This window comes from Microvirga arsenatis (genome assembly GCF_009910705.1).
GTDB classification, from domain to species: Bacteria; Pseudomonadota; Alphaproteobacteria; order Rhizobiales; family Beijerinckiaceae; genus Microvirga; species Microvirga arsenatis.
Map to the genome: position 1 here is coordinate 1 of NZ_JAAAXJ010000004.1, position 26,365 is coordinate 26,365.

25 protein-coding genes are annotated in these 26,365 nt (G+C 67.1%); 18 read left to right on the forward strand and 7 right to left on the reverse strand.

The features are described 5' to 3' along the window. Window positions 1-521 precede the first annotated feature (521 nt). Entirely contained in the window at window positions 522-2,555 is a 2,034-nt protein-coding gene (locus GR303_RS08870; protein ID WP_161722282.1) for a M23 family metallopeptidase, read from the forward strand. Window positions 2,556-2,560: 5 nt separating this feature from the next. Beyond that, a complete protein-coding gene (locus tag GR303_RS08875) occupies window positions 2,561-3,478 on the forward strand; it encodes an AEC family transporter (protein ID WP_161722281.1) in 918 nt (305 codons plus the stop codon). Here GR303_RS08875 and gluQRS read toward each other — a convergent pair. Then, on the reverse strand, window positions 3,457-4,353 hold the full coding sequence (gluQRS, locus tag GR303_RS08880) for a tRNA glutamyl-Q(34) synthetase GluQRS (protein WP_161722280.1): 897 nt from the start codon (window positions 4,351-4,353) through the stop codon (window positions 3,457-3,459). The genes GR303_RS08875 and gluQRS overlap by 22 nt on opposite strands. Window positions 4,354-4,385: 32 nt before the next feature. Here gluQRS and GR303_RS08885 point away from each other — a divergent pair, with 32 nt between their 5' ends. Further along, window positions 4,386-5,030 carry a DNA-3-methyladenine glycosylase family protein gene (locus GR303_RS08885; protein WP_161722279.1) on the forward strand — a complete coding sequence of 215 codons (645 nt, stop codon included), beginning with the start codon at window positions 4,386-4,388 and terminating at the stop codon, window positions 5,028-5,030. Between the two features lie 40 nt (window positions 5,031-5,070). Here GR303_RS08885 and GR303_RS08890 read toward each other — a convergent pair whose 3' ends face one another. Both GR303_RS08890 and GR303_RS08895 read right to left on the reverse strand, forming a co-directional pair. Beyond that, the gene (locus tag GR303_RS08890) at window positions 5,071-5,841 is read right to left on the reverse strand and encodes an HpcH/HpaI aldolase family protein (protein ID WP_161722278.1); all 771 of its coding nucleotides are present in this window, start codon (window positions 5,839-5,841) and stop codon (window positions 5,071-5,073) included. Window positions 5,842-5,892: 51 nt separating this feature from the next. Continuing rightward, complete coding sequence (locus GR303_RS08895; protein WP_161722277.1) at window positions 5,893-6,216, reverse strand: DUF1476 domain-containing protein; 324 nt, start codon at window positions 6,214-6,216, stop codon at window positions 5,893-5,895. A 240-nt stretch (window positions 6,217-6,456) separates the two neighbouring features. Between GR303_RS08895 and purC the strand changes: the two genes are divergently transcribed. Further along, window positions 6,457-7,251 (forward strand): phosphoribosylaminoimidazolesuccinocarboxamide synthase, encoded by a 795-nt coding sequence (purC, locus tag GR303_RS08900; RefSeq protein ID WP_161722276.1) that lies wholly within the window; start codon window positions 6,457-6,459, stop codon window positions 7,249-7,251. 912 nt (window positions 7,252-8,163) lie between these two features. Then, window positions 8,164-9,072, forward strand: coding sequence for a methylated-DNA--[protein]-cysteine S-methyltransferase (locus GR303_RS08905; protein WP_161722275.1), 909 nt, complete (start codon window positions 8,164-8,166; stop codon window positions 9,070-9,072). A gap of 23 nt (window positions 9,073-9,095) precedes the next feature. On the opposite strand, the gene GR303_RS08910 is transcribed toward GR303_RS08905, so the two are convergent. Continuing rightward, window positions 9,096-9,839, reverse strand: a complete 744-nt coding sequence (locus tag GR303_RS08910; protein WP_161722274.1) for a Crp/Fnr family transcriptional regulator — start codon at window positions 9,837-9,839, stop codon at window positions 9,096-9,098. 213 nt (window positions 9,840-10,052) lie between these two features. Between GR303_RS08910 and GR303_RS08915 the strand changes: the two genes are divergently transcribed. From GR303_RS08915 to GR303_RS08970, 12 genes are all read left to right on the forward strand, one after another. Then, on the forward strand, window positions 10,053-10,304 hold the full coding sequence (locus tag GR303_RS08915; protein WP_161722273.1) for a DUF6894 family protein: 252 nt from the start codon (window positions 10,053-10,055) through the stop codon (window positions 10,302-10,304). A gap of 241 nt (window positions 10,305-10,545) precedes the next feature. After that, window positions 10,546-12,465 (forward strand): molecular chaperone DnaK, encoded by a 1,920-nt coding sequence (gene dnaK, locus GR303_RS08920; RefSeq protein WP_161722272.1) that lies wholly within the window; start codon window positions 10,546-10,548, stop codon window positions 12,463-12,465. 207 nt (window positions 12,466-12,672) lie between these two features. Next, window positions 12,673-13,815 (forward strand): molecular chaperone DnaJ, encoded by a 1,143-nt coding sequence (gene dnaJ / locus GR303_RS08925; RefSeq protein WP_161722271.1) that lies wholly within the window; start codon window positions 12,673-12,675, stop codon window positions 13,813-13,815. A gap of 67 nt (window positions 13,816-13,882) precedes the next feature. Continuing rightward, window positions 13,883-14,506 carry an rRNA adenine N-6-methyltransferase family protein gene (locus GR303_RS08930; protein WP_161722270.1) on the forward strand — a complete coding sequence of 208 codons (624 nt, stop codon included), beginning with the start codon at window positions 13,883-13,885 and terminating at the stop codon, window positions 14,504-14,506. Between the two features lie 8 nt (window positions 14,507-14,514). After that, the gene (gene pyrF, locus GR303_RS08935; RefSeq protein ID WP_246205388.1) at window positions 14,515-15,237 is read left to right on the forward strand and encodes an orotidine-5'-phosphate decarboxylase; all 723 of its coding nucleotides are present in this window, start codon (window positions 14,515-14,517) and stop codon (window positions 15,235-15,237) included. Window positions 15,238-15,484: 247 nt separating this feature from the next. After that, complete coding sequence (blaOXA, locus tag GR303_RS08940) at window positions 15,485-16,279, forward strand: class D beta-lactamase (RefSeq protein ID WP_161722268.1); 795 nt, start codon at window positions 15,485-15,487, stop codon at window positions 16,277-16,279. A gap of 318 nt (window positions 16,280-16,597) precedes the next feature. Then, window positions 16,598-16,888 carry a DUF1330 domain-containing protein gene (locus GR303_RS08945; RefSeq protein WP_161722267.1) on the forward strand — a complete coding sequence of 97 codons (291 nt, stop codon included), beginning with the start codon at window positions 16,598-16,600 and terminating at the stop codon, window positions 16,886-16,888. Then, window positions 16,885-17,190 carry a DUF1330 domain-containing protein gene (locus GR303_RS08950; RefSeq protein WP_161722266.1) on the forward strand — a complete coding sequence of 102 codons (306 nt, stop codon included), beginning with the start codon at window positions 16,885-16,887 and terminating at the stop codon, window positions 17,188-17,190. Before GR303_RS08945 ends, GR303_RS08950 begins: the two co-directional genes overlap by 4 nt. A 215-nt stretch (window positions 17,191-17,405) precedes the next feature. Beyond that, the gene (dapB, locus tag GR303_RS08955; RefSeq protein ID WP_161722314.1) at window positions 17,406-18,212 is read left to right on the forward strand and encodes a 4-hydroxy-tetrahydrodipicolinate reductase; all 807 of its coding nucleotides are present in this window, start codon (window positions 17,406-17,408) and stop codon (window positions 18,210-18,212) included. Window positions 18,213-18,460: 248 nt separating this feature from the next. Then, window positions 18,461-19,081: a 2,3-bisphosphoglycerate-dependent phosphoglycerate mutase gene (locus GR303_RS08960; RefSeq protein WP_161722265.1), complete on the forward strand. Its 621-nt coding sequence runs from the start codon at window positions 18,461-18,463 to the stop codon at window positions 19,079-19,081. Between the two features lie 148 nt (window positions 19,082-19,229). Next, window positions 19,230-19,850, forward strand: coding sequence for an alpha-ketoglutarate-dependent dioxygenase AlkB family protein (locus GR303_RS08965; protein WP_161722264.1), 621 nt, complete (start codon window positions 19,230-19,232; stop codon window positions 19,848-19,850). A gap of 39 nt (window positions 19,851-19,889) precedes the next feature. Continuing rightward, on the forward strand, window positions 19,890-20,828 hold the full coding sequence (locus tag GR303_RS08970) for a hypothetical protein (RefSeq protein ID WP_161722263.1): 939 nt from the start codon (window positions 19,890-19,892) through the stop codon (window positions 20,826-20,828). An 87-nt stretch (window positions 20,829-20,915) separates the two neighbouring features. On the opposite strand, the gene GR303_RS08975 is transcribed toward GR303_RS08970, so the two are convergent. From GR303_RS08975 to GR303_RS08985, 3 genes are all read right to left on the reverse strand, one after another. Continuing rightward, window positions 20,916-21,551 carry a trimeric intracellular cation channel family protein gene (locus GR303_RS08975; RefSeq protein WP_343038407.1) on the reverse strand — a complete coding sequence of 212 codons (636 nt, stop codon included), beginning with the start codon at window positions 21,549-21,551 and terminating at the stop codon, window positions 20,916-20,918. Window positions 21,552-21,708: 157 nt separating this feature from the next. Beyond that, window positions 21,709-22,329 (reverse strand): nucleotide exchange factor GrpE, encoded by a 621-nt coding sequence (gene grpE / locus GR303_RS08980; RefSeq protein ID WP_161722262.1) that lies wholly within the window; start codon window positions 22,327-22,329, stop codon window positions 21,709-21,711. A 65-nt stretch (window positions 22,330-22,394) separates the two neighbouring features. Continuing rightward, entirely contained in the window at window positions 22,395-25,142 is a 2,748-nt protein-coding gene (locus GR303_RS08985) for a [protein-PII] uridylyltransferase (RefSeq protein ID WP_161722261.1), read from the reverse strand. A 249-nt stretch (window positions 25,143-25,391) separates the two neighbouring features. Between GR303_RS08985 and GR303_RS08990 the strand changes: the two genes are divergently transcribed. Then, the gene (locus GR303_RS08990) at window positions 25,392-26,360 is read left to right on the forward strand and encodes an aliphatic sulfonate ABC transporter substrate-binding protein (RefSeq protein WP_161722260.1); all 969 of its coding nucleotides are present in this window, start codon (window positions 25,392-25,394) and stop codon (window positions 26,358-26,360) included. Window positions 26,361-26,365 lie beyond the last annotated feature (5 nt).

Consider the following 26,365-nt stretch of genomic DNA (forward strand, 5'->3'; position numbering starts at 1 on the left):
AACCGAAGCGGTGTACTCACCAAAGCGCAAGACTGGTCGATGTCTATTCCACCCGGCCCTCTCGGGCCGGCGCAAGGACACCGCCGCCTACGCTTCTCTTTCCTTCTCAACAATGTCAAAGAGCAAACGTCCCACAAGAGACAAAACATAGCCCCCGCAGAACAAGTCCCGGTCCTAACCGAAGTCAGGCCCATAAGCCCAGGTTCTGTGGAAGAGCACATCGCCAGCCGCATCAGCAGCGGCGATGGGCGCTATATAGGCCGAACCCTTCCGGCCTGTCAACGGCCTTGTGAAAGTTTTTTGACACCCCGAGGCGGCGTCCGACTCGACCGAATTTTGGCCTTTCGCCTCACTGCGGACACAGTGCGGATCGAAGCAGGGCCGCGGCAGGTGCCCTCCCGCCCGCAAGGGGGCTCGGCGCCCAAGCTTATCTATGGCCTGTGCGGTTGCTGTCCCTTATGCTAGATGGCCTCTGGTGTCTGTGACAGCAACCCACCCACTCCGACACTTCCAAAGAGACCATGAGTCACCTTCCTCCTGATGACAGCCATGCGAAAGGCGCCCGTCGCGCAACGGCCCGCCTGTCATCGGGCATCGATCTCGGCCACGAGCCGCCCCTCAACACCAGCGGCAGCGCGGCTCCGGAGGTCGACAAGTGGGAGGTGAACCTGCGCTGGCTCGGCGCCAGCATCCTGACCGGCGTCACGGGCGCCGCGCTGATCGGCGCCTCCATCTACATCGCGCTCGAGGGCGCGGCCACGTCGGCCCTGCCCCCGGAGCGTGCGACGGTCGGCACCCGCACGGCCGCGTCCGGCGGGGAGGACCGGGCCGCCGCCGTGGCCCGCAAGGCCGACCGGCTCAACCGGACGGAACAGACGAGCGCCGCACGGCAGAACTTCAAGGCGCCCATGACGATCCGCAGCGGCGAGCGCGAGGCCATCAAGGTTCGCCACTTCGTGCGGGTGGCCACCAACCTTTCCCTGTCCGCCGGCACCTATGCCTCGGACATCCCGCCCTTCAATCCCCTGCGGCTCTTCGCGGAGGACACGCCGGAGCGCACCGAGCCGACGCCCGAGATCACGGATGCCGATGTTTCGGTGCTGCGGCGCGACCTCGCCGCCATCGCCATTGCGGCCAGCGCCCCCTCCCTGACCGACAGCGACGTGCTGGCCATGCTGGAGGAGGAGCGCCGGGTCTTCAACGAGGCCGGCCGGCGGACGTCCGTTCCCATTCCCGCCCAGCAGATGCTGTCGCGGACCCTGCGTCAGCCGGAGGCGCTCGGCGAGGCTTTGGGCTATGCCCGCGTGATCGATGCCCCCTTCAGCGCCATCGAGGTCCGCGTCGTTCCCGAGAACGTCACGGAACTCCGGAAGGCCGAGCAGAAGGCCATGCCTCCCCTCATCGAGGAGCGCGACGTCGTTCTCCGCAAGGGAGAGACCCTCGAGACCGCCCTGCGCAGCTATGGCGCCACGCCGGAGCAGATCGCCGCGATCTCCTCCGCCCTGGCCGCACGCATCAGGGTCGAGAGCATGACGGAGGGCCAGCGGCTGCGCATCCTCATCGCGCCGGGGCCCCGTCTCGGCGATCCCCGGCAGATCGTGCGGGTGATCGCCTTCGGGGAGCGGGGGGTGGAGGGCATCGCGGCCGCGAACGATCGCGGCGTCTTCGTCTCCGCTCCGATCCCCACGGACGACTCGAACAGCCAGGCGGCCCAGGCTCCCGAGGAGGATGAGGAGGATGAAGGCCGCGGCGGCGTGCGGCTCTACGAGAGCCTCTACGAGACCGCGCTCAAGAACGACCTGCCGCGCCAGACCGTGGACGAGCTGGTCCGGATCTTCGGCTACGACGTGGATTTCCAGCGCCGGGTCAGCCAGGGCGATTCCTTCGAGGTCCTCTTCGGCTCCGACGACGAGAACGGCACGCCGGAGATCCTCTTCGCCTCCCTCACCGTGGGCGGCGAGCAGCGGCGCGTCTATCGCTACCAGGGCGAGGACGGCGCCGTCGACTTCTTCGACGAATCCGGACGCTCGCTCAAGAAGTTCCTGATCCGCAAGCCCATCGCCGACGGCATCCTGCGCTCGGGCTTCGGGTCCCGCTTCCATCCGATCCTGGGCTATTCGCGCCCCCATACCGGCGTGGACTGGGCGCACAAGGTCGGCACCCCCATCATCGCCGCCGGCAACGGAACGGTGATCAAGGCCGAGTGGGATTCCGGCTATGGCCGCCGGGTCGAGATCCAGCACACCAACGGATACGTGACCGCCTATTCGCACATGTCGAGCTTCGCCAAGGGCATCGCGCCGGGCAGACGCGTGCAGCAGGGGCAGGTCATCGGCTATGTGGGCAATTCGGGTCTCTCGACAGGCCCGCACCTCCACTACGAGGTGATCATCAACGGCAGCTTCGTCGATCCGCTGAAGATCCGCCTGCCCCGCGGGCGGGAGCTCGAGGGTCGCGGCCTGGTGGAGTTCAAGCGCCAGCGTGAGCAGATCGACGAGCTGATGAGCCACAACGTGGCCTCTGCGAGCCTCTCCCAGCGCGCCGAGCTGCGATAGGGCCGATGCTCGACCTGCTTGCGATCGTCCTGCCGGTCTTCGGCCTGATCGGCATCGGCTACATCGCGCGCTGGGCGGGATTCGTCTCGGAGCGCGTCGGCGAGGGGCTCTCCGAATTCGTCTTCACCCTCTCCCTCCCCTGCCTGATCTTCCGCACCCTCGTCCGCGCCGAGATCCCGGCCGTCCAGCCCTGGGGCTACTGGATCTCGTACTTCGCCGGCGTGGCCGTGGTCTGGCTCTTGGCGACCGCCCTCGGCCGGCACTTCTTCGGCATCAAAGGCGTCTCCGGGGTCGTGGCCGGGTTCGCGGCCGGCCAGGCGAACACCGTCTTCGTCGGCATCCCGATGATCCTCAAGGCCTATGGCGACGCGGGCGCGGTCCCGCTCTTCCTTCTGATCGCCGTGCATCTTCCCGTCACCATGACGCTCGCGACGATCCTGGCCGAGGGACGACAGGCCTCGCCCCTTCTCATCCTGCGCCGCCTCCTGACCCATCCCATCGTGGTCGGCATCCTGGCCGGGTCCGCCTGCCGCCCGATCGCCGCCTATGTGCCGGCGCCGGCCTGGCAGGTCATGGACCTGCTCGCGAGCGCGGCGGTGCCCTGCGCCCTGATCTCCATGGGGATCGCCCTGCGCCGCTACGGGCTGCAGACCGGCTGGAAGCTGCCGACACTCATCTCGTTCCTCAAGCTCGTGGTGCACCCCCTCGTGGTGCTGCTGCTCGCCACCCAGGTCTTCCAGATGCCGCCGGTCTGGGCGGGCGTGGCGGTGCTCTTCGCCTCCTGCCCCTCCGGCATCAACGCCTATCTCTTCGCCGAGCGCTACGGCGAGGGCGTAGCGCTCGCGTCCAGTGCCGTCACGCTCTCGACCTTCCTGGCCCTGGGGAGCACCCTCGCCTGGCTCTACGTGCTGGGGGTGGGGTGAGCCTCGAACCCGAGGCGCCGGCGCACATCCTGAGGGGTGACGCCGGCCGACCGCAGCTCCGCCAGGGATTGCGACTGGCGGCTCTTGGCGAGCTTGTCGCCCTCCGGGTCGAGAACGAGCCCATGGTGATGGTAGAGAGGGCCCGGAAGCTCAAGCAGGGCCTGGAGCAGGACATGGAGATCGGTGGCGGCTTCGAGATCCCGGCCCCGGACCACATGGGTGACGCCCTGAAGGGCGTCGTCCACCACGACCGAGAGATGATAGCTCGTCGGGGTGTCCTTGCGGACGATCACCGCATCGCCCCAGCGCCAGGGATCGGCGGCCACCGCCTCCTCGCGGCCGTCGCGCTCGAACCGGCGATAGCCGTGCGGCCCCGGCAGGAGGTTCCGCAGCACCGCCATGTCGAGCCGCCAGGCATGAGCCTCCCCCGCGGCGATCCGGCGGTCGGCCTCGCGGGGCGTCAGGCTGCGGCAGGTGCCGGGATAAAGCGGAGCGCCGTCCGGGTCGCGCGGCCAGGTCCGGCCGGTCTCCGCCTCCCGGCAGGCGACCGCCGCCGCAATGTCCTTGCGGGAGCAGAAGCAGGGATAGACCAGCCCCCTGCCCTGCAGCCGTCGGAAGGCGGCTCGATAGTCGTCGAAATGCTGCGACTGGCGCCGGACGGGCTCTTCCCAGGCGAGACCGAGCCAGGAGAGATCCTCGTAGATGGCCGCCTCGAACTCGGGACGGCAGCGTGTGGTATCGATATCCTCGATGCGCAGGAGGAAGCGTCCGCCGAAACGGCGGGCGAGTTCGGCGTTGAGCAGTGCCGAATAGGCATGGCCCAGGTGAAGCCGCCCGTTGGGGCTGGGAGCGAATCGGAATACGGGCTTCGTCACGGGAGCCTGCGAGAACCAAGGAACGCGAAGGAATGGCCACCCTCCTCGAAACGGATGCGGTTCTCAAGAGGGGCCTTGCCGCGCTGGCACAGGCCGATCCCGTGATGGCGCGGCTTGCTGCCGAAGGGGTGATGCCGCAACTGCGCAAGCGCCCGCCCGGGTTCGAGGGCTTGGCGTGGATCGTGGTGGGCCAGCAGGTCTCCACCGCCAGCGCCACGGCGATCTGGGGGCGCCTGCGCGCGATCCTCGAGCCTCCGACGCCGCAGGCCTTCCTGGCCCTGTCCGACGAGAGCCTGCGGGCGGCGGGCCTCTCCGCGGGGAAGGTCCGCACCCTGCGAGCCGTCGCCACGGAGATCCTGGAAGGACGGCTGCCCCTCGACGGCCTGCACGACCTCCAGGCAGAAGAGGCCCATGCCCTGCTGACGCGAGTCAGGGGCATCGGCCCGTGGACCGCGGACGTCTACCTGCTCTTCTGCCTGGGGCACCCGGACGCCTTTCCGAGCGGGGATCTGGCCGTGCAGGAGGCCGCCCGGCTCGCCTATGGCCTCGACCGGCGGCCCGATGCGAAGGCGCTCACGATGCTCGCCGAGCGCTGGCGCCCCTGGCGGGGCGTGGCGGCCAAGGTGCTCTGGGCCTATTACCGCACGGTCAAGGCGCGGGAGGGAGCGCCCGCCTGACGGGCATTCCGGCCCCCTCCTGCTCGAAGGCCTAGGCGGCCTATGCGCGGGCCGCCGCAAGGGCAGCCTGGGCTCCGGCTCTGAGCATGCCCATGTCGCTGCCGACGGCGATCAGGTGGAAGCCCTTGGCCGAAAGCTCCGCCGCCCGGGCGCCGGAGACCGCATAGACGGCGGCGATCTTGCCGGCGGCTTTCGCGCGGGCCAGGGCATGGTCCAGCGCCTTGTCCACCTCTGCGCCGGCCGGGTCGAGCCCCTTGCCGCCCGAGAGCGCGATCGAGAGGTCGGAGGGGCCGATGAAGATCCCGTCGATGCCGGGCACCGCCAGGATGTCGTCGACGATGGCGAGCGCCTCCCGGGTCTCCACCATGGCGAAGGTGACGGTGAGATCGTTGGCCTGCTTCAGGTACTGCGCCGGCTCGAGCCCCGTGAGGGCGAGCGCCGCATGGGGTCCCCAGCTGCGCTCTCCGAGGGGCGGGAACTTGGTGAAGGCGGCGAGGCGCCGGGCGTCCTCCGCCGTGTTGATCATGGGCGCGATGATGCCCGAGGCCCCCGCGTCGAGGTAGCGCGAGGCGGAGGCGAACTCCCCCACCGGGATGCGCACCAGGGCCGGCTTTCCCGCCGCGGCGATCAGGGGAACGGCCTGAACCGCGGCGGCGAAGTCGATGGCGCCATGCTGGGTGTCCAGCACCACCGCATCGAACGCCTCGCGGGCGAGGATCCCCGCTACGGAGGGGTGCGGCAGGCCGCACCAGGCGGTCAGGAGGGGAGCACCGCCGCTGAGGCGCTCGGCGAGGGAAGGATGGGCTGGCATGGCGCCCCTTTCGAGGGTTGCAGGGGTGAGTCGCAGGTGCGGCGCGGGCCGTCAGCGGCCCTCTTTCACGTCCTTGATCGCGCGTTCGGTCAGCTCGCTCAGCTTGGCCTGGAGCTCGGAATCCCCGACCGTCTTGCCGGCGCCCTCGAGGTCCCGGCGGACCTTGCGCAGCACGTCCGCGTCGCCCGCCTCCTCGAAATCAGCCAGCACGACGCTCCTGGCATAGGCCTCGGCCTCCTCGCCGGATTTGCCCAGGCGCTCGGCGACCCAGAGACCGAAGAGCTTGTTGCGCCGCGCCGTCGCCTTGAAGCGCAGCTCCTCGTCATGGGCAAACTGCTTCTCGAAGGCGTCTCTCCGGTCGTCGAATGCGGTCATCGTGTTCGTCTCCTCAAGCTTGGGGCCTCATGCGATATAAGGGCGCACTCGCGCAGGCGCCAGACGCCCCCCATCTAAAGGATCGATGCTTTTCCCGGGCTGCCCGCCGGCGGCCCTTCCCCGCGTTGTGCTTGTCCCAGGGATCGGATAGGTTGCCCCTGAAGCGGAGCGCCGGTGTTCAGCCGCGCCACGCCAGCCGCGGATCTTATAAAAAATGACCATCCCCAGGAGCCACGGCAAATGGATTTTCTCAAACCACGGTACACGCCTATGAATCGTCGCCGTCGCATCTATGAGGGCAAGGCGAAGGTCCTCTATGAGGGCCCGGAACCCGGCACGCTCATCCAGCACTTCAAGGATGACGCGACCGCCTTCAACGCCAAGAAGCATGAGGTGATCGACGGCAAGGGCGTGCTCAACAACCGGATCTCCGAGTACATCTTCCAGCATCTCAACGACATCGGCGTTCCCACCCACTTCATCCGCCGCCTGAACATGCGCGAGCAGCTGATTCGCGAGGTGGAGATCATCCCGCTCGAAGTCGTCGTGCGGAACGTGGCGGCGGGCTCGCTGGCCACCCGCCTCGGGATCGAGGAGGGCACCCAGCTGCCCCGCTCGATCATCGAATTCTATTACAAGAACGACGCGCTCAACGACCCGCTGGTCTCCGAGGAGCACATCACCGCCTTCGGCTGGGCCTCGCCTCAGGAGATCGACGACATCATGGCGCTCGCCATCCGGGTCAACGACTTCCTCTCCGGCCTCTTCCTGGGCGTCGGCATCCGTCTCGTCGACTTCAAGATGGAGACGGGCCGGCTCTGGGAGGGCGACCTGATGCGCATCGTGGTGGCCGACGAGATCTCCCCGGATTCCTGCCGCCTGTGGGACATCAAGTCCAAGGACAAGCTCGACAAGGACCGCTTCCGCAGGGACATGGGCGGGCTGGTCGAGGCCTATTCCGAGGTCGCCCGCCGGCTCGGCATCCTGGCCGAGAACGAGAACCCGGTCACCGGCGGCCCCCGCCTGGTGCAGTGAGCTCTCTGCCCGATCGCGCAAAGCCCGGCCCTGCGCTGGCTCACCTCTCCCTGAGGGAGAGGTCGCGCCTTCAGGCGCGGGTGAGGGGTTAGTGTCCTCTCCGGAGACCGCTCTCCCCCTCGCGTTCGCTCGACCTCTCCCCGCCGGGGAGAGGTGAACCTGCGTCACGCTGGTCCAGTTCAGCGCTCACACCCCCACCCTAGCCCTCCCCGCAAGGGGATGGAAATACCGCGCTCCATCCTGCACGCGATCCCGGATCGGCTTCGCCGTCCGGGATGACGCAGGTGGTGAGTCTCTCAAAGATCCAGCGCCTTCGGGCCCGCAGCGTGAGCTGCGAGCCGTCGGGTTTGCTCGAGGGTGGCGCTTGGGGCAGCCCGGCTCGATGGGTGGTGGTGTGGATGGAAGAGCTGGACGGCCTCTTCGCGCACGGTTCTTTTCAGGCGGACCTGGAGCAGGCCAGGATCGGCCTCCCGCGACCACAGGATTGCGAGCCCTGCGGCGGGACCGTGCCTGCTCCCACACTGCGACGCCTCGCGAGCGCGCCCCTCACAGGAGCAGATCTACACAACGATATAGCCGAGCTTGCAGCACCTGTCAAGAACAAAGTAAGAACATTGCACAGGCCTCACCTGCCCGCACCCTCGCCCTCTCCCCGCTGCGGGAGAGGGTGGCCTGCGCAGCAGGCCGGGAGAGGGGCCGTGTTCACCCGGTACTCCCCCTCTCCCGGCTCGCTCCGCTCGCCACCCTCCCCCGCACAGGAGGGAGGGAAAAGTGCCACGTCCTAAACCCGATCCGGATGGGAGGGCCAGGGTGCGGGCGCCTTTCCGGCCAAGCACCGAGGAGGCTCGCAGGAATCGGGTGTCGCCGCTCCGCCGGGCCCGCTAGGATGAACGGCAATAGAGGATCGTTCCCATGCTCAACACCTTGCGCAACATCACCATCGAGCCGGCAGCGCTGACCGTGCAGGATGAGCCTCAATCGGATTACGAGCGCGTGCGCCGGATCATCGCCTTCATCTCGGAGCGCTGGCGCGAGCAGCCGTCGCTCGAGGCGATCGCCGACCATGTGGGGCTCTCCACCACCCATGTGCATCACCTGTTCCGGCGCTGGGCGGGCCTGAGCCCAAAAGCCTTCCTGCAGGCGATCACGCTCGACAACGCCAAGGCGCTGCTGGCGGATTCCGCGAGCGTGCTCGACGCCACCTACGAGGTCGGCCTGTCGGGCCCCGCCCGGCTGCACGACCTCTTCGTCACCCACGAGGCCATGACGCCGGGCGACTACAAGGCGGGCGGAGCGGGGCTCACCATGCGCTTCGGCTTTCACCCCTCCCCCTTCGGCGAGGCGCTGCTGATCGTCACCGACAGGGGACTCGCCGGCCTCGGCTTCGTGGACGACGGCGACCGGCCCGCGGCGCTCGCCGACATGACCCGGCGCTGGCCGAAGGCCGAATATGTGGAGGATCCGGCCGCCACGGCGTCGGTGGCCAAGCGCATCTTCAACCCCACCCAGTGGCAGGCCGAGCAGCCGCTCCGGGTGGTCCTCATCGGCACCGATTTCGAGGTGCGGGTCTGGCAGACCCTGCTGCGCATCCCCCGCGACCGGGCCACCACCTATTCCGACATCGCCCGCCACATCGGCAAGCCCGCCGCCTGCCGGGCGGTGGGTGCGGCGGTCGGCAAGAACCCGGTCTCCTTCGTGGTCCCCTGCCACCGGGTTCTCGGCCGCTCGGGAGCGCTCACCGGCTACCATTGGGGGCTCACCCGCAAGCAGGCGATCCTGGGGTGGGAGGCTGGGCGGAGCCTGGGCGGGAGCGAGTCTTAGAATCAGAAGCGGCAGGGGCAGTTTCACGCATTCCCGTCCTGCCGCAGGTGCAGGTAGAGCGGGTCGAAATCGCCCGCTTCTCTCAATCTCTCCCAGTCCAGGATCTGCACCTGCGTTCCCTTGCTGCGGATGAGCCCGTCGCCCCGAAGCTCCTGCAGGACCCGGTTGACGTGGACCGCGCTGGCGCCGATGGCGTCGGCGAGTTCGTTCTGGGTGAGGGGCAGATCGAAGGTCTCGTCCTCCACCAGGCCCACGGCCTTCAGGCGCAACAGCAGCTCGCACAGGAGATGGGCCATCCGGTTGTAGGCCTCGCGCCGCCCGATGCCGGTCATCCATTCCCGGAAGATCGAGCCGTCGACGAGGGTCTCGCGCCAGAAGGCGGCGGTGATCCGGGGAAATCGGTTGCAGATGTCGTGCAGGGCCTCGTGCGGGATGAAGCCGAGGGTGCACGGGCTCACCGTCGCGACGCTGTTGTCCATCACCTTCAGGTGCAGGCTCTGCAGGTCGGGGATGTCCCCCGGGACGTGGAAGGCCACGATCTGGCGCTTGCCCTCGGCGGTGATCTTGTAGACGCAGGTGAATCCCTCCAGCAGCAGGCAGGACTGGAACGGACGGTCGCCGATGCGCACGATGTCCCGGTCGGGCTTGAGGCGCGTGACGTGGATCGGGAGATCGGCGAGGGTCTGCTTCTCCTCGTCCGAAAGCGGGAAGATGCTCTCCAGCTTGCGGATCATCAGAGTATTGGGAGCTTTCCCGTTGCTTGTCATGGCGAGCTTCCCTATGGACAAGGCAGGACGAGCCGTCAGCCGCAGCAACCCTGTACGGCCTTCACGATACAGGAGAGCAGAAAGCGAGACCAGAAAGCAATCGGCCGCCCTCCAGCCCATTGGAAAACAGAGCCTTTTCGAGACGGCCCGGAAGAACCACGAACTAATTGCCGGGTTTCGGGGTTTAGCAAACGCCCTCACAAGGACATGCCAGTGCCGCGCTACTTCTTCGATACCTTCGATGGGGATCGCCTCATCGCCGATTCCGAAGGGATCGAGCTGCCGGACCTGGAACAGGTGAAGGCCGAGGCCCAGAGGGCCCTGCCCGACCTGGCACGGGATGGCCTCCCCGACGGCGACCAGAAAACCTTCATCGTCAGCGTCAGGGACGAGACCGGGCAGGTGGTCTTAAGGGCGGCGCTCAGCCTGATCGTCGAAACCGCCCCCGAAAGCCGCTCTGCCTGAACGTGCCCCAGGGCTGCGGCCCGTATTGCAGCCGTGCAACAGCCCCCGGCTCCGGCGACATCCGGCAAAACAAGACCGCAGCTTCGTCTTGCAGCCCCCAAAACCCCTTCTTATATCAGCGCCAGAACAGGGCGTGGCTCGGCTTGAGGCGGCCCTGTCCGAATTTTGTCAACAACATGAAAGCCATGGGCCGGGCTGCTTTCAGGGCTCGGCGGTCTGCTTGAAAGTGAGGGATCCCGCCATGGGTAAGGTCATCGGTATCGACCTCGGCACCACCAATTCCTGCGTCGCTGTCATGGAAGGCACGACGCCCAAAGTCATCGAGAACGCGGAAGGCGCCCGGACGACCCCGTCCATCGTGGCCTTCACGGACGAAGGCGAGCGCCTCGTCGGCCAGCCGGCCAAGCGCCAGGCGGTCACGAACCCGTCGCGCACCTTCTTCGCCATCAAGCGCCTGATCGGCCGCACCTTCGAAGACCCCATGACCAAGAAGGACATGGGCCTCGTTCCCTATCACATCATCAAGGGTCCGAACGGCGATGCCTGGGTCGAGGCCGACGGCAAGCAGTATTCGCCGTCGCAGATCTCCGCCTTCACCCTTCAGAAGATGAAGGAGACGGCCGAAGCCTATCTCGGGCAGCCGGTGACGCAGGCCGTCATCACGGTTCCGGCCTACTTCAACGACGCCCAGCGCCAAGCCACCAAGGACGCGGGCAAGATCGCCGGCCTCGAGGTCCTGCGCATCATCAACGAGCCGACCGCGGCGGCCCTGGCCTACGGCCTGGACAAGAAGCAGTCCGGCATGATCGCGGTCTACGACCTCGGCGGCGGCACCTTCGACGTGTCGGTGCTCGAGATCGGCGACGGCGTGTTCGAGGTGAAGTCCACCAACGGCGACACCTTCCTCGGCGGCGAGGACTTCGACATGCGCCTCGTCGAGTACCTGGCTTCCGAGTTCAAGAAGGAGCAGGGCATCGACCTCACGAAGGACAAGCTCGCCCTGCAGCGCCTGAAGGAAGCGGCCGAGAAGGCCAAGATCGAGCTCTCCTCCGCTTCCCAGACCGAGATCAACCTGCCCTACATCACGGCGGATGCCTCCGGTCCGAAGCACCTGGCCCTCAAGCTTTCGCGCGCCAAGTTCGAGCAGCTCGTGGACGACCTGGTGCAGAAGACCATCGAGCCCTGCCGCAAGGCCCTCAAGGATGCGGGCATCTCGCCCGGCGACATCGACGAGGTGGTCCTGGTCGGCGGCATGACCCGCATGCCGAAGATCCAGGAGGTCGTGAAGCAGTTCTTCGGCAAGGAGCCCCACAAGGGCGTCAACCCGGATGAGGTCGTGGCCATCGGCGCCGCCATCCAGGCGGGCGTGCTCCAGGGCGACGTGAAGGACGTCCTGCTCCTCGACGTGACCCCGCTCTCGCTCGGCATCGAGACGCTGGGCGGCGTGTTCACCCGCCTGATCGACCGCAACACGACGATCCCGACGAAGAAGAGCCAGGTGTTCTCCACCGCGGAGGACAACCAGAACGCGGTGACGATCCGGGTCTTCCAGGGCGAGCGCGAGATGGCGGCGGACAACAAGCTGCTCGGCCAGTTCGACCTCGTGGGCATCCCGCCGGCGCCCCGCGGCGTGCCGCAGATCGAGGTGACCTTCGACATCGACGCGAACGGCATCGTGAACGTCACGGCGAAGGACAAGGCGACCGGCAAGGAGCACCAGATCCGCATCCAGGCTTCCGGCGGCCTCTCCGAGGCCGACATCGAGAAGATGGTCAAGGACGCCGAGGCTCACGCCGAGGAGGACAAGAAGCGCCGTGCGCTCGTCGAGGCGAAGAACCAGGGCGAGAGCCTGATCCACGCCACGGAGAAGTCGCTCACCGAGTACGGCGACAAGGTGTCGGAGGCCGACAAGCAGGGCATCACCACCGCCATCGACGCGCTCAAGCAGGCGCTCGCCGGCGACGATGCCGAGGTCATCAAGGCCCGCACCACGGACCTGATGCAGGCCTCCATGAAGCTCGGCGAAGCCATGTACGCGGCGGCTCAGGCCGGCGGCGAGGGCGGCGAGCAGCCTGAAGGCGGCGACAACGCGAGCAAGGACGACGTCATCGACGCCGACTTCCAGGAAGTCGACGAAGGCGACAAGAAGAAGCGCGCCTAAAGCGATGACCGCTTCCTGAAGAATCCGGCACCCGGTTTCATGACCGGGTGCCGTTTTCGTGAAAAGGCTTTAGATCCAGAATGACCGATCGACCCACCGCTTCCCGCGATGCTCTGGCAAAGGCTTCCCGAGCCTTTTCCTGTGCAGCGCAGGCCGAATCGGGGTTGACCACGATGGAGCGTCCGACCGCTCCCAGGGGCGCCTGACATGTCCAAGCGCGATTACTACGAGGTTCTCGGCGTCTCGCGGACCGCAACCGAGGCGGAGATGAAATCCGCCTTCCGCAAGCTCGCCATGCAGTACCACCCGGACCGCAACCCGGGCGACCACGAGGCCGAGGTCAAGTTCAAGGAAATCAACGAGGCCTACCAGACCCTCTCCGATGCCCAGAAGCGCGCCGCCTACGACCGCTACGGCCATGCGGCCTTCGCCAATGGCGGACCTGGCGGCGGGCCGGGCTTCAACGGCGACTTCTCCGACTTCATGTCGGACATCTTCGAAAACTTCTTCGGCGACGCCGGCCGCGGGCGCGGCGGGCGCGGCGGCACCGCCCGCGAGCGCGGCGCCGACATGCGCTACAACCTCGAGATCACCCTCGACGAGGCCTTCCACGGCAAGACCGCCGAGATCAAGATCCCGACCGCCGTCACCTGCGAGGCCTGCTCGGGCTCGGGGGCAAAGCCCGGCTCGAAGCCCAGGGCCTGCCCCACCTGCGGCGGCGTCGGCCGGGTACGGGCGACGCAGGGCTTCTTCTCCATCGAGCGCACCTGCCCCAACTGCCACGGGCGCGGCGAGGTCATCGACGACCCTTGCGCCTCCTGCGGCGGCGCGGGCCGCGTCACCCGCGAGCGCACGCTCTCGGTCAACATTCCGGCGGGCGTCGAGGACGGCACGCGCATTCGCCTCGCGGGCGAGGGCGAGGCCGGCCTGCGCGGCGGGCCTCCGGGCGATCTCTACATCTTCCTCTCGCTGAAAGCGCATCCGTTCTTCCAGCGCGACGGCGCGGACCTGTTCTGCCGCGTGCCGATCTCCATGGTGACGGCCGCGCTCGGCGGCGAGTTCAGCGTGCCAACCTTGGGCGGCACCGAGGCGCTCGTGAAGGTGCCCGAGGGCACCCAGACCGGCAAGCAGTTCCGCCTGCGCGGCAAGGGCATGCCGGTGCTGCGCTCGCGGGACGTGGGCGACCTCTACATCCAGGTTGTTGTGGAAACCCCGCAGAAGCTCACCAAGCGCCAGCGCGAACTGCTGATGGAGTTCGACAAGGAGTGCTCCAAGGAGAATCACCCGGAGAGCTCGGGATTTTTCTCGCGATTCCGCGAGTTTCTCGACGGCCTGGGTGGATCGACTTAACTTGACGGTCGTTTTCTTTGGGCTCTAAACAGCCAACACGATCCGCCCGATCAAGGGGTCTGACTCAGTGCTTCAGTCGTTTCAACGGACAACGGCCCGGAAATTACCCCTCAAGAAGGATCGCTTCGAGGACGAGGCCCGCTTCCTGAGGTCCTGGCTCGAGCGCCCCCTCGTCATGGGAGCGGTCACCCCCTCCGGCAAGATCCTGGCGCGGACCATGGCCTCCTACGTGGATCCGCGCATCCCCGGCCCCGTGATCGAGCTCGGACCCGGCACGGGTCCGGTGACCGATGCCCTGATCCGGCGCGGCGTGGCGCAGGAGCGCCTCGTCCTCATCGAGTACAATCCCGAGTTCTGCCAGCTCCTGAAACGCCGCTTCCCGAAAGCGACGATCATCCAGGGCGACGCCTACGACCTGAAGGAAACCCTCTCGGGCCTTCTGAGCGAGCCGGCGGCCGCCACCGTCTCGAGCCTGCCGCTCTTCACCAAGCCCATGGACCAGCGCCTGGAGCTTCTGGAGACCGCCCAGGAGCTGATGCACCCGAACGCACCCTTCATCCAGTTCACCTATGCGGTGGTGCCGCCGATCCCGGCGCGCTCGCAACGCTACAAGGCCAGGGCCTCCAACCGGATCTGGCGCAACCTGCCCCCGGCCCGCGTCTGGGTCTACAACAAGGTCATGAACCCATGAGCGCCGCGATGTCTCTTCCGACGAATCCCGTTCCCGCAGGAGACATCCGCGACAGGCTCATCATCGGGCTCGACGTTCCGTCCGTGGACGAGGCACGCGCTCTGGTTCAGCGCATCGGGGACGCCGGCACCTTCTACAAGATCGGCTACCAGCTCGCCTATGCCGGCGGGTTGGAGTTTGCCCGCGAGCTGATCGATGCGGGCAAGAAGGTCTTTCTCGATCTCAAGCTGCACGACATCGGCAACACGGTGGAGGAGGGCGTGCGCTCCGTGGCGCGGCTCGGCGCCACGTTCCTGACCGTCCATGCCTATCCGCAGACCATGCGCGCCGCCATGGCCGGCAAGGCGGGATCTTCCTTGAAGATCCTCGCCGTGACCGTGCTGACCTCCTACGACGACGCCGATCTCGTCGAGGCGGGCTATGCCCCCGTTCCGGCCGCGGAACTCGTCGCCCGCCGTGCAGGACAGGCCCGCGACCTCGGCGTCGACGGCATCGTCTGCGCGGCGCCGGAAGCGGCGCGCGTGCGCTCCATCGTCGGCTCCGACCGCCTCATCGTGACACCCGGCATCCGCCCGGCCGGCGCGGATGCGGGCGACCAGAAGCGCATCGTCACGCCGGCGGAGGGCATCCGGCTCGGCGCCAATCACCTCGTGGTGGCCCGCCCCATCGTGAAAGCCGCTGATCCGCGCGCTGCGGCGGAAGCCATCGTTCGCGATATCGCCGCCGCATGAGCCCGATCTTCAAAGTCCAATTCATAAAGGCTGGACTTTGTGTTTCCCTCCCCCTTGCGGGGAGGGATGAAGGGTGGGGGTCGCAAAGTCGGAGTGCCCATCAACCTCGTTAGAGTGCAGCAGTTAATACAGCGCCATATTCGGCTGACGCTCGCCCGGTCTGACCACCCCCACCCCTACCCCTCCCCGCAAGGGGGAGGGAAACCCGCGCCATATACTGATGATCCCGATCCTCAGGAGCATTTCGATGCACGCCGTGCGACTGGCCCTTCTGTTTGGTATTCTGCTCGTCAGCGGACAGGTTCTCGCCGATACCTGCACCCTTGTCACCGAGCTCGAGACCGGCCGCATCCTGAAGCGCGAGGGCGATTGCGAGCGCCGCAACAGCCCGGCCTCCACCTTCAAGGTGCCCCTGAGCCTGATGGGCTACGATGCGGGCATCTTGAAGACCGAGGACGAGCCGGCCTGGCCCTACAAGCCTGAATACAAGGCTTGGAACGAGGCGTGGCGGAAGACCATCACGCCGCGCCCGTGGCTGCGCGACTCCGTCGTCTGGTACTCGCAGGCGCTGACCCGCGAGATGGGCATGGAGCGTTTCCGGCGCTATGTGGATGCGTTCCAATACGGCAACCGCGACGTCAGCGGCGACAAGGGCAAGGCCAACGGCCTCACCCATGCCTGGCTGAGTTCCTCGCTGCAGATCTCGCCCGTCGAGCAGATCGGTTTCCTGAGGAAGCTTCTCAAGCGCGAGCTGCCGGTCTCACGCAGAGCCCACGACATGACGCTCGCGATCATGCCGACATTCCCGCTGCCCGACGGCTGGATTGCCTATGGCAAGACCGGTTCGGGCTTCCAGCCATCGGCGAACGGCAGTCCCGACCGCGAGCGCCAGTTCGGCTGGTTCGTCGGGTGGGCGCAGAAGGGAGAGCGCAGGATCCTGTTCGCCCGCCTGATCCGCGACGAGCGCAAGGAGACCTCCGTGGCAAGCTTCCGCGCCCGCGACAGCCTGCTGGCGGAGCTGCCCGCCCTGATTGCCGACTGATCTTCTCAGAGGGTTGATTATAAGAGGTGGATGAGACATTCCCCATTCGTCATGGCCGGGCTTGTCCCGGCCATCCACGTCTTGAGCAACTGCAAACCTCATCCTGAGGAGCAGACGCAGTCTGCGTCTCGAAGGAGGATCCAGAGAGCACTGGATCCTCCTTCGAGACGGTCGCTGGCGCGACCTCCTCAGGATGAGGGTGGAGGGTTTAAAAGCGAGATCACCGGCACAAGGCCGGTGATGGCGAGAAGGATAAGGGTTGACGATCAGCCGCCTCTCGCGTTCGCTGCGTCACCCGAAATCTCAAAGGAGCGCCCGATGCCCAAAGGCTATGTGATTGCCCGCGTCACCGTCACGAATCCCGAGGCTTACGCGGAATACGCCAAGGGCGCGACGGCGGCGATCAAGCAATATGGCGGTCGTCCGCTGGTCCGCGGCGGCGCCTACGAAGCGCTTGAGGGCGAGGCGCGCCCGCGCAACGTGGTGATCGAGTTCGACTCGGTGGAGCAGGCCAGGACTTATTATCACTCGCCCGAGTACCAGGCGGCCAAGGCCAAGCGCGAGGGCGCCTGCATCGCCGAATTCGTGCTCGTCGAGGGAGCCGAGTGATGAAGGGCTACTGGATCGGCCGCGTCGACGTCTCCAACCCCGACGCCTATCAGAACTATGTGAAGGCGAATGCGGTGCCCTTCGCCAAATACGGCGCCCGCTTTCTCGTGCGCGGCGGCGCGTATCGGATCGCCGAGGGCGATGCACGCGCCCGCAACGTGGTGATCGAGTTCCCCACCTACGAGGCGGCGCTCGCCTGCTGGGATTCGCCCGAGTATCAGGCGGCCAAGGCCGAGCGCGACGGCCACGCGGTCGCCGACATCATCATCATCGAAGGCTACGAGGGGCCGCAGCCGGGTTAGCGCGGCGCTATTAGCCCTCTCCCCTGCGCGGGAGAGGGTGGCGAACGATAGTGAGCCGGGAGAGGGGACGTCAGGGCAAGCACAGCCCCTCTCCCACCCTGCTTCGCAGGGCACCCTCTCCCGCGCAGGGGAGAGGGAGGTTTGCAGCGCTTCTCAGCCGCCCCCCGAGCCGCTATATCCGGGCCCGACATCAGAGGAGAACGGCCATGAGCGAGATGCGACTTGTCGTGGTGGGGGCCGCCGGGCGCATGGGGCGCATGCTCATCAAGGCCGTGGCCGAGACGGAAGGCTGCACCCTCGTCGGCGCCATCGAGCGGAAGGGATCCCCCGCCCTCGGACAGGATGCCGGGCTTCTCGCCGGAACGGGCCCGCTCGGCGTGACCGTGACCGACGATCCCCTGCCCGTCTTCGCCCGGGCCGACGGCGTGCTCGACTTCACGGCGCCCGCCGCCACCACGGCCTTCGCGGCGCTGGCCGCCCAGGCGCGCATCGTCCACGTGATCGGCACGACGGGCTTGGCAGAAGCCGACTTCGCCAAGCTGGAGGCGGCCGCGCGGCATGCGCGCATCATCCAGTCCGGCAACATGTCGCTCGGGGTCAACCTGCTCGCGGCCCTCGTGCGCAAGGCAGCGGCAATCCTGGGTGAAGACTTCGACATCGAGATCCTCGAAATGCACCACCGCATGAAGGTGGACGCGCCATCCGGCACCGCCCTGCTGCTGGGCGAGGCGGCGGCCGAGGGACGGAAGGTGTCGCTGAAGGAGCGCTCCGTGCGCAGCCGCGACGGGCATACGGGCGCGCGCAATCCGGGCGACATCGGCTTCGCGACCCTGCGCGGCGGCACCGTGGTCGGCGAGCATTCGGTGATCTTCGCAGGCGCCGGCGAGCGCCTGGAGCTGTCGCACCGGGCCGAGGACCGCGCCCTCTTCGCCCGGGGCGCGGTGAAGGCCGCGCTCTGGGGCTTTGACAAGAAGCCGGGCTATTACACCATGGCCGATGTTCTCGGCCTCGATCGGCTCTAGCGCTTCTTCCCTCCCCACCCATCTCGGGCTTGCCCGAGATGGGTATCTTCTTGCACAAGTCGGGAACACCCGACTTGTGTCGGGGAGGGACCAAGGGTGGGGGTCGGAAAGTCAAAGCTGAAGGCTGAATTGTTTGGGCAACTAGACCAGTACAGCATCTCGTCTATCTGATCTCTCACCCGGTCGAACCACCCCCACCCCTACCCCTCCCCGCAAGGGGGAGGGGATCACATCGGAGAACTCTCAGCATGGATCGCCTTCTTGTGCTTGCCCGCCACGGCCAGAGCGAATGGAACCTCAAGAACCTGTTCACCGGCTGGAAGGATCCGGGGCTCACCGATCTCGGCATCCAGGAGGCGAGAACGGCCGGCCAGCGGCTGAGGGAGATGGGCGTCCAGTTCGACATCGCCTTCACCTCCAACCTTTCCCGGGCGCAGCGGACCTGCAAGCTGATCCTGGAAGAGATCGGCCAGCCCGACCTCAGGACCATTGCGGACCAGGCACTGAACGAGCGCGACTACGGCGACCTCTCCGGCCTCAACAAGGACGATGCCCGCGCCCGCTGGGGCGAGGAGCAGGTCCATCTCTGGCGCCGCTCCTACGACGTGCCGCCGCCCGGGGGCGAGAGCCTGAAGGACACGGTGGCCCGCGTGCTGCCCTACTACATCCGCGAGATCCTGCCCCGCGTGATGCGCGGCGAGCGCGTGCTGGTCGCCGCGCACGGCAACTCGCTGCGCGCCCTCGTGATGGTGCTCGACGGCCTGACCTCCGAGACGATCCCGGGCCTCGAGCTCGCGACCGGGATCCCGCTGGTCTACAGGCTCAACGAGGATACGACGGTGGCCGACAAGAAGGTGCTGGAGGGATAAGGCGTACGCTTCGCATCCCCTCGCATGTCATGGCCGGGCTTGTCCCGGCCATCTCTCTTCTGAGAAGGAAGCGCAGCGCTCCGAACAATCGGGATCACCGGCACAGGGCCGGTGATGACGTGCTGCGGTGAACGTGCAAAATAAATTCATGCCCTCCATCACCCTCGCTCCCGGCCTCGTCTACCATCCCGACTATCTCGACCGCCCGGCGCAGGAGCGGCTGCTCCAGGCGCTGCGCGCCATCACGAAGGCTGCGCCTCTCTTCACCCCGCGCATGCCGCGCACGGGCAAGCCGTTTTCCGTGCGCATGACCAATTGCGGGCGGCTGGGCTGGGTGTCGGACGTGCAGGGCTACCGCTACCAGCCTACCCATCCCGAGACGGGCGAGCCCTGGCCCGCCATGCCCGATCAGGTGCTGCGCGCCTGGGAGGAGCTGAGCTCCTACCCGCACCCGCCCGATGCCTGCCTGATCAATTTCTACGAACAGAGCGCCCGCATGGGGATGCACCAGGACAAGGACGAGGAGGAGTTCGAGGCGCCCGTCGTGTCCCTGTCGCTCGGCGACACGGCGCTGTTCCGCTACGGCGGCCTGGACCGGAAGGATCCGACGAAATCGGTCAAGCTCCGCTCCGGCGATGCCATCGTGTTCGGCGGCCCGGCGCGGCTGATCCATCACGGCATCGACCGGCTCCTGCCCGGAAGCTCCGACCTGCTGCCCCAGGGCGGGCGGCTCAATCTCACCTTGCGCAAGGTGGAAAAGCCGCTTTAGCTTCACCCGAGATGATGTTGCCGTCCCGGAGGGGCATTCATGAAAGCATTGGCATTCGCCGCCCTCGGCCTCCTGTTGTCCTTTCAAGCCGCCCTGGCGGCGGAGCCCGTCTTTCCGCCCGCTTCGCGGCTCGGCCTCGTGCCGCCGAAGGACATGACCGTGTCGCGCCGGTTCAGCGGCTTCGAGAACGAGGAGAAGGCGGCCGCCATCACCCTGGTGGAAATGCCGGCCGCCGCCTACGAGCAGCTGGTCGGCGGCTTCACGAAGGAGGCCCTGAAGCGTCAGGGCTTGGACGAGACCTCCCGCGAGCCCGTCAAGCTCGGCGGCATGGAAGGCATGCTCATCGGCGGCACCATGCTGGGACCCGTGCAGGGCCGCAAATGGCTGCTCGCGATCAAGGGCGCGGACATGGCCGGCCTGGTCGTGGCCCAGGTTCGCGGCGGCGAGGACGGCTACAGCGAGGCGCAGATCCGCGAGGCCCTGAAGAGCGTGGCCCTGCGCGGCCCGGTCTCCCTGGAGGAGCAGATCGCGGCCCTGCCCTTCCGGCTCGGCGACACGGCGGGCTTTCGCCCGGTGCGCGTGATGACGGGCAACTCCGCCCTGTTCACCGACGGCCCCAAGGATACGATCAAGGGTGTGGAGCAGCCGGTGCTGATCGTCGCCTCCTCCCTCGCCCCTCCGCCCCCGGCGGGCGAGCGGCGCAACCAATTCGCCCGGGCGGCGCTCAACTCCAACCAGATCCTGCAGGACATCAAGATCGAACGCTCGGAATCCTTCCGCTTCAGGGGGCAGGACTGGCACGAGATCGTCGCCAAGGCGGTGGAGGCGGAATCCGGCCAGCCGGTGATCGTGATGCAGACCATCCGCTTCGAATCGGGCCGCTACGTGCGCATGGTGGGCATGACCCGGGTCGAGCAGCGGGACCAGCACCTGCCGCGGTTCCGGGCCGTGATCGACGGCGTCGAGATGAACCCCTAGAGCTGTTTCATTGGCATGGAATCATCTCTTTTCTTGGTTTGCCGCATCTTTTGACGGCGAACCGGATCCGCTTCGCCGAAAAATGATCTAGTCCCGCGCCGGAAAGGCCGGCAGCGACCAGCCGCGCAGAATGGCGAGCGCCCGCAAGCCGAAGGCCGCGACGAAGCCGGCGGCGGCGCTGACGAACGGATCGAGCCCGACGGCCTGCAGCGCCACCATGACGGCGGCCCCGAGCGCGGCCGCCGTGACGTAGATCTCCTGACGCAGGACGAGGGGGAGCGTCCCGGCGAAGATGTCGCGAATGATGCCGCCGAAGGTGGCGGTGATGGTGCCCAGCGCCACCGCCGAAAGGGCGGGCACGCCGGCGGCGAGCGCCTTGCCGGTCCCGGAGACGGCAAAGAGGGCAAGTCCCAGGGCGTCCGCCCAGATCAGGACGCGTCCCTGCCTGCCGCCCTCGATCCAGGCCACCCGCCTGGGGCCGAGCGCGAAGACCAGCTCCGCCACGATCAGGCAGACCAGCACGTCGCTCGGGTCGCCCACCCAGAAGACGGGCCTTGCCCCGATGAGCAGATCCCGCACGGTGCCGCCGCCGACCCCCGTGAGGGTGGCCAGCAGCGCGAAGCCGAACGGGTCCATGCCCTTGCGGGCCGCCATCAAGGCGCCGGAGAGCGCGAAAACGGCAACGCCGATGGCCTCGAAGGGGAGGTTTTGGAGGAAAGACACCGAGAAGCCGACCTTGCCCGTTGGAGCCGTGAGACGCTCCCGTATTGATCATGCAGGTCCGTTTCAGGCAACTGCCGCTCGCTCACGGGCTGCGCAACCGGCCCTCTCCCCCACAAGGGGAGAGGGGACACACGCGCAATCTGGAATAGCGGCTTCGTTACGACGCCGATGAATTATCCGCCGTCTCGGCCCCGGCGCCGTTGGCGGCCGCCTTCGGGCCGCCCTTGGAAACTCCCACGAGGGCCGGGCGCAGCACGCGCTCGCCGATGACGTAGCCGGACTGGACCACCTGCAGGACCGTGCCGTTGGGAACCTCGGCGTTGGGAATCTCGAACATGGCCTGGTGCAGGTTCGGGTCGAATTTCTGGCCCTGCGGGTCGAGCCTCTTCACCCCGTGCCGCTCAAGGGTCTTGAGCATGTCGCGCTCGGTGAGGTCGATGCCCTCGATCAGGCCCTTGAAGGCGCCCTCGGCGGTCTTGCTCGCCTCCTCCGGCACGCTTTCGATGGCGCGGCGGATGTTGTCGGCCACGTTGAGCATGTCGCGGGCGAAGTTGGCCACCGCATAGGTGCGGGCATCGGCGATCTCGCGCTCGGTGCGGCGGCGCAGGTTCTCCATGTCGGCCATCAGGCGCAGGAGCTTGTCCTTCAGATCCGCCTTCTCGGCCTCAAGAACGGCGATCGGGTCGGCCTCGGGCGCGGAAGCCGCCTCGGGAGCCGCATCGTTGGCGGGCTCGGCCTGCGGGGCCGCGTTCTGGTTTTCCGTGTCGTTCGGATTCATGATCGATCAACTGAAGATGGGAAGAGAAGGGTTCGGGGCACATATCAGGTCGAAGGCGCCACAAATCAAGCGCTGCGCTTCTGGGGCGCCTCGGTTTCCTCCGTCCTGAACACATCGAGCAGGGCCCGCTGGATGGTGGCCTGACGGCCCGCATGGGTGATCTTCGTGCCGGTCAGGTCCGTCACGTAGAACACGTCCACGGCCTTCTCGCCGAAGGTCACGATATGGGCCGAGGCGATGTTGAGGTTGAGCTTGCCCAGGGCCGTGGTGAGATCGTAGAGCAGGCCCGGCCGGTCGAGGCCCGAGACCTCGATCACCGTCTGGCGGCTCGACAGGGAATTGTCGATGGTCACCTCCGGCGGCACGTGGAAGGCCCTCGAGCGCTCCTTCGCCGGCCTTCTGCCGCCCACGAGGTCGGCGATCCTCACCTCGCCCTTCAGCGCCCTCTCGATGGCCGTGGCCACCCGTCCGGCCCGGCGCAGTTCGTCCTCGTCCCGGTCGAAGGCGCGGGAGAGCACGATGGTGTCGAGCGCGATGCCGTCGGTGGTGGTGAAGATCTGCGCGTCGACGATGTTGCCGCCGGACGCCGCGCAGGCGCCGGTGATGATCGCGAGCAGGCGCGGATGGTCCGGGGAGAGGATGGTGAGCTCGGTCACGCCCCGGAACTGGTCCGTCTCGTAGGCCGTGGTGACGGTCTGTCCGTCCTTCTCCGATTCCCTCAGGAGCCGGGCCTGCTTCGCCCGCCGTGTCTCGTCGGTCTTGATCCAATAGCCCGGCGTATGGCGGGCGGCGTAGGATTCGAATTCCGCATCGGACCAGTCGGGCAGCTCGGCCCTCAGCTGCTCCTGAGCGAGGCGCACGCGCTCGGAGCGGGCGATGTCCACGGCGCCGCCGCCGAGGATCACCTCCGTCTCGTGGTAGAGGTTGCGCAGGAGCTGGCCCTTCCAGCCGGTCCATGTGCCGGGCCCGACGGCCCGGATGTCGGCGATGGTGAGCACGAGCAGGAGCTTCAGGCGCTCCATGGTCTGCACCACCTCGGCAAAGCTCTTGATGGTGGCGGGATCGGACAGGTCGCGGCTCTGCGCCGTGTTCGACATCAGCAGATGGTGCTCGACGAGCCAGGCGACCGTGTCGGTCTCCGCATCGCTGAGGCCGAAGCGCGGCCCGAGCTTGCGGGCGATGGCCGCTCCGGCCACCGAGTGATCCTCCGGCCGCCCCTTGGCGATGTCGTGCAGGAAGACCGCGGCATAGAGCGCGCGCCGGTTGCGGATGGTGGGGAAGATCCGGTCGGCGAGCGGATGCTCCTTGCCGAGATGACCCGCCTCGATCTCGCGCAGCACGCCGACCGAGCGGATAAGATGCTCGTCCACCGTATAGTGGTGATACATGTTGAACTGCATCATCGCGACGATGCGCCCGAAATCCGGCACGAAGCGGCCGAGAACGCCGGCCTCGTTCATGAGACGCAGCACCACCTCCGGTGCGTTCTTCGAGGTGATGATGTCGAGAAAAAGCTTGTTGGCCTCCGGATCGTTGCGCAAGCCCGGGCCGATGAGCTTGAGCGAGCGGGTGGCAAGGCGCGTCGCATCGGGATGGATGGCGAGATTGTGCCGGTCGGCGAGCCAGAAGAGCCGGATCAGGTTCACCGGATCGCGCCCGAACACCCCTTCGTTCTCGACGTTGAGGCGGTTGTTGTCGATGATGAAGCCGTCGCTCACCAGCGCGCCGCCGCGGCGGCGGAAGCGGCCGAAAACACGGTCGAGCATGGGACGGCGTTTGGTCTGGCGCGCCTCGAGCTCGGCGCAGACGATGGCCGTCAGATCACCCACATCCTTGGCGATCAGGAAGTAGGCTTTCATAAACCGCTCGACCGCCGACAATCCGCCCCGGGGAGCAAAGCCGATGCGCTCGGCGATGGTGCGCTGCAGGTCGAAGGTCAGGCGCTCTTCGGCGCGTCCGGTGGCGAAATGCATGTGGCAGCGCACCCGCCACAGGAACTCCTCGCAGCGGGCGAACAGGTTGAACTCGTCCCGCGTGAAGAGGCCTGCGGTCACCAGCTCCTCGGGCTCCTTCACCCGATAGACGTATTTCGCGATCCAGAAGAGCGTGTTGAGGTCGCGCAAGCCTCCCTTGCCGTCCTTCACGTTGGGCTCGACGAGGTAGCGGGAGGCGCCGGCCTTGGCGACGCGCGCATCGCGCTCCTTGAGCTTCGCATCGACGAAGGCCGGCGCGGAAGTGGCGACGATTTCCTTGTCGAACCGCCTGGCCAAGTCGTTGAAGAGGTCGTGATCGCCGAACAGGAATCGCGCCTCGAGCAGGGAGGTGCGGATCGTCATGTCGGCTTGGGCCTCGCGCAGGCACTCCTCCACGGAGCGGGTGGCGTGCCCCACCTTCAGCTTGAGGTCCCACAGCACGTAGAGCATCGCCTCGACCACGCTCTCGCTCCAGGCGGTCTGCTTGTAGGGCAGGAGGAACAGGAGATCGACGTCGGAGCCCGGCGCCAGGGTGCCGCGGCCGTAGCCGCCGGTTGCGACGACCGCAAGACGCTCGCCGGCAGACGGATTGGCGGCAGGATAGAGATGCTCGACCACAGCGTCGTGGGCGATCTCCACCAGCCGGTCCATCCGCTCGCAGAGATAACGGGCGCAGGCGAGGCCGTCCTGGCTTTCCAGCAGCCTCGCCTCCGCCTCGGTTCTGCCCTCGTCGAGGAAGGCCTTGAGGACGGGAACGAGCCTGCCGCGCAGGTCGGCGGCGTCCCGGACAGGCTGGCTGCCGAGGCTGTGCAGAAGGTTTTGAGAACTCTCGGACGACATGGAGCAACCGTATACGAGGCGCCGTTGGCCGACCACCCGAACATGACTTCGTCCAAGGACGAACTGGATCTATCCGGCAAACCGGATAAGATGTTCTTTATAAGAAATATCGTTTGACGCAACAAACGGGCTGTTCTATAAAAAGGATACGCGCCGATTTGAGCATGCAGATTGCGGGCGCGAAACAAGTGCAGCTAAAGCGCCGGGCGCCTCACGCGGCTCCCATGCGCCCAACATGGGACCACTCCGATGAGCCTGACCCGTCGCCTCCTCCTTGCCGCCTCCGTCGCCGCCGGCCTGACGGCGCTCGCCACCGGCGCCATCGCGCAGCCCAAAGAAATCCGCATCGACTTCGCCACCTACAATCCGGTCAGCCTCGTGCTCAAGGACAAGGGCTTCTTGGAGAAGGAGCTGGAGAAGGACGGCATCAAGGTGCGCTGGGTACAGTCGCTCGGCTCCAACAAGGCCCTCGAATTCCTCAACGCGGGCTCCATCGATTTCGGCTCCACCGCCGGCGCCGCCGCCCTCATCGGCAAGGTCAATGGCAACCCGATCAAGTCGATCTATGTCTATTCCCGCCCGGAATGGACGGCCCTCGTGACCCGCAAGGACACGGGCATCGCCAAGGTCGAGGACCTGAAGGGCAAGCGCGTCGCCGTGACCCGCGGCACCGATCCGCACATCTTCCTGGTGCGCGCCCTGCAGGAAGCCAAGCTCACCGAGAAGGACGTGAAGCTCGTCCTCCTTCAGCATCCCGACGGCCGCACGGCGCTCGAGCGCGGCGATGTTGATGCCTGGGCCGGCCTCGACCCTCTCATGGCTGCCGCCGAAATCGAAAGCGGCGCTCAGCTCTTCTACCGCAACGCCGGCGCCAACACCTGGGGCGTGCTCAATGTCTCGGAGGCTTTCGCCAAGGAGAACCCGGCCCTCGTGGAGCGCGTGCTCAAGGCCTATGAGGAGGCGCGCAAATACGCGCTGGCCAACAAGGACGAGCTGAAGAAGTCCCTGATCGCCTACACCAAGCTGCCCGATCCGGTGATCGAGCGCCAGCTCGAGCGCACGGAGCTGACCCATTCCTCCATCGGTCAGGCGCAGGTGGACACGATCCTCGCCGCGGGCCTCGCCCTGCAGCAGGCCGGCGTCATTACGCCTGAGACCAACGTGCGTGCCGCCGTCGATGCCCTGATCGACCGCCGCTTCGCCACCGCGTCGCGCTGATGATT

What these genes read in the sequence shown, in the direction of transcription:
- GR303_RS08870 (WP_161722282.1), top strand. Translation starts at nt 522, where the DNA reads ATGAGTCACCTTCCTCCTGATGACAGCCATGCGAAAGGCGCCCGTCGC.
- GR303_RS08875 (WP_161722281.1), top strand. Translation starts at nt 2,561, where the DNA reads ATGCTCGACCTGCTTGCGATCGTCCTGCCGGTCTTCGGCCTGATCGGC.
- GR303_RS08885 (WP_161722279.1), top strand. Translation starts at nt 4,386, where the DNA reads ATGGCCACCCTCCTCGAAACGGATGCGGTTCTCAAGAGGGGCCTTGCC.
- GR303_RS08890 (WP_161722278.1), bottom strand. Translation starts at nt 5,841, where the DNA reads ATGCCAGCCCATCCTTCCCTCGCCGAGCGCCTCAGCGGCGGTGCTCCC.
- GR303_RS08895 (WP_161722277.1), bottom strand. Translation starts at nt 6,216, where the DNA reads ATGACCGCATTCGACGACCGGAGAGACGCCTTCGAGAAGCAGTTTGCC.
- purC (WP_161722276.1), top strand. Translation starts at nt 6,457, where the DNA reads ATGGATTTTCTCAAACCACGGTACACGCCTATGAATCGTCGCCGTCGC.
- GR303_RS08905 (WP_161722275.1), top strand. Translation starts at nt 8,164, where the DNA reads ATGCTCAACACCTTGCGCAACATCACCATCGAGCCGGCAGCGCTGACC.
- GR303_RS08910 (WP_161722274.1), bottom strand. Translation starts at nt 9,839, where the DNA reads ATGACAAGCAACGGGAAAGCTCCCAATACTCTGATGATCCGCAAGCTG.
- dnaK (WP_161722272.1), top strand. Translation starts at nt 10,546, where the DNA reads ATGGGTAAGGTCATCGGTATCGACCTCGGCACCACCAATTCCTGCGTC.
- dnaJ (WP_161722271.1), top strand. Translation starts at nt 12,673, where the DNA reads ATGTCCAAGCGCGATTACTACGAGGTTCTCGGCGTCTCGCGGACCGCA.
- pyrF (WP_246205388.1), top strand. Translation starts at nt 14,515, where the DNA reads ATGTCTCTTCCGACGAATCCCGTTCCCGCAGGAGACATCCGCGACAGG.
- blaOXA (WP_161722268.1), top strand. Translation starts at nt 15,485, where the DNA reads ATGCACGCCGTGCGACTGGCCCTTCTGTTTGGTATTCTGCTCGTCAGC.
- GR303_RS08945 (WP_161722267.1), top strand. Translation starts at nt 16,598, where the DNA reads ATGCCCAAAGGCTATGTGATTGCCCGCGTCACCGTCACGAATCCCGAG.
- dapB (WP_161722314.1), top strand. Translation starts at nt 17,406, where the DNA reads ATGCGACTTGTCGTGGTGGGGGCCGCCGGGCGCATGGGGCGCATGCTC.
- GR303_RS08960 (WP_161722265.1), top strand. Translation starts at nt 18,461, where the DNA reads ATGGATCGCCTTCTTGTGCTTGCCCGCCACGGCCAGAGCGAATGGAAC.
- GR303_RS08965 (WP_161722264.1), top strand. Translation starts at nt 19,230, where the DNA reads ATGCCCTCCATCACCCTCGCTCCCGGCCTCGTCTACCATCCCGACTAT.
- GR303_RS08970 (WP_161722263.1), top strand. Translation starts at nt 19,890, where the DNA reads ATGAAAGCATTGGCATTCGCCGCCCTCGGCCTCCTGTTGTCCTTTCAA.
- grpE (WP_161722262.1), bottom strand. Translation starts at nt 22,329, where the DNA reads ATGAATCCGAACGACACGGAAAACCAGAACGCGGCCCCGCAGGCCGAG.
- GR303_RS08985 (WP_161722261.1), bottom strand. Translation starts at nt 25,142, where the DNA reads ATGTCGTCCGAGAGTTCTCAAAACCTTCTGCACAGCCTCGGCAGCCAG.
- GR303_RS08990 (WP_161722260.1), top strand. Translation starts at nt 25,392, where the DNA reads ATGAGCCTGACCCGTCGCCTCCTCCTTGCCGCCTCCGTCGCCGCCGGC.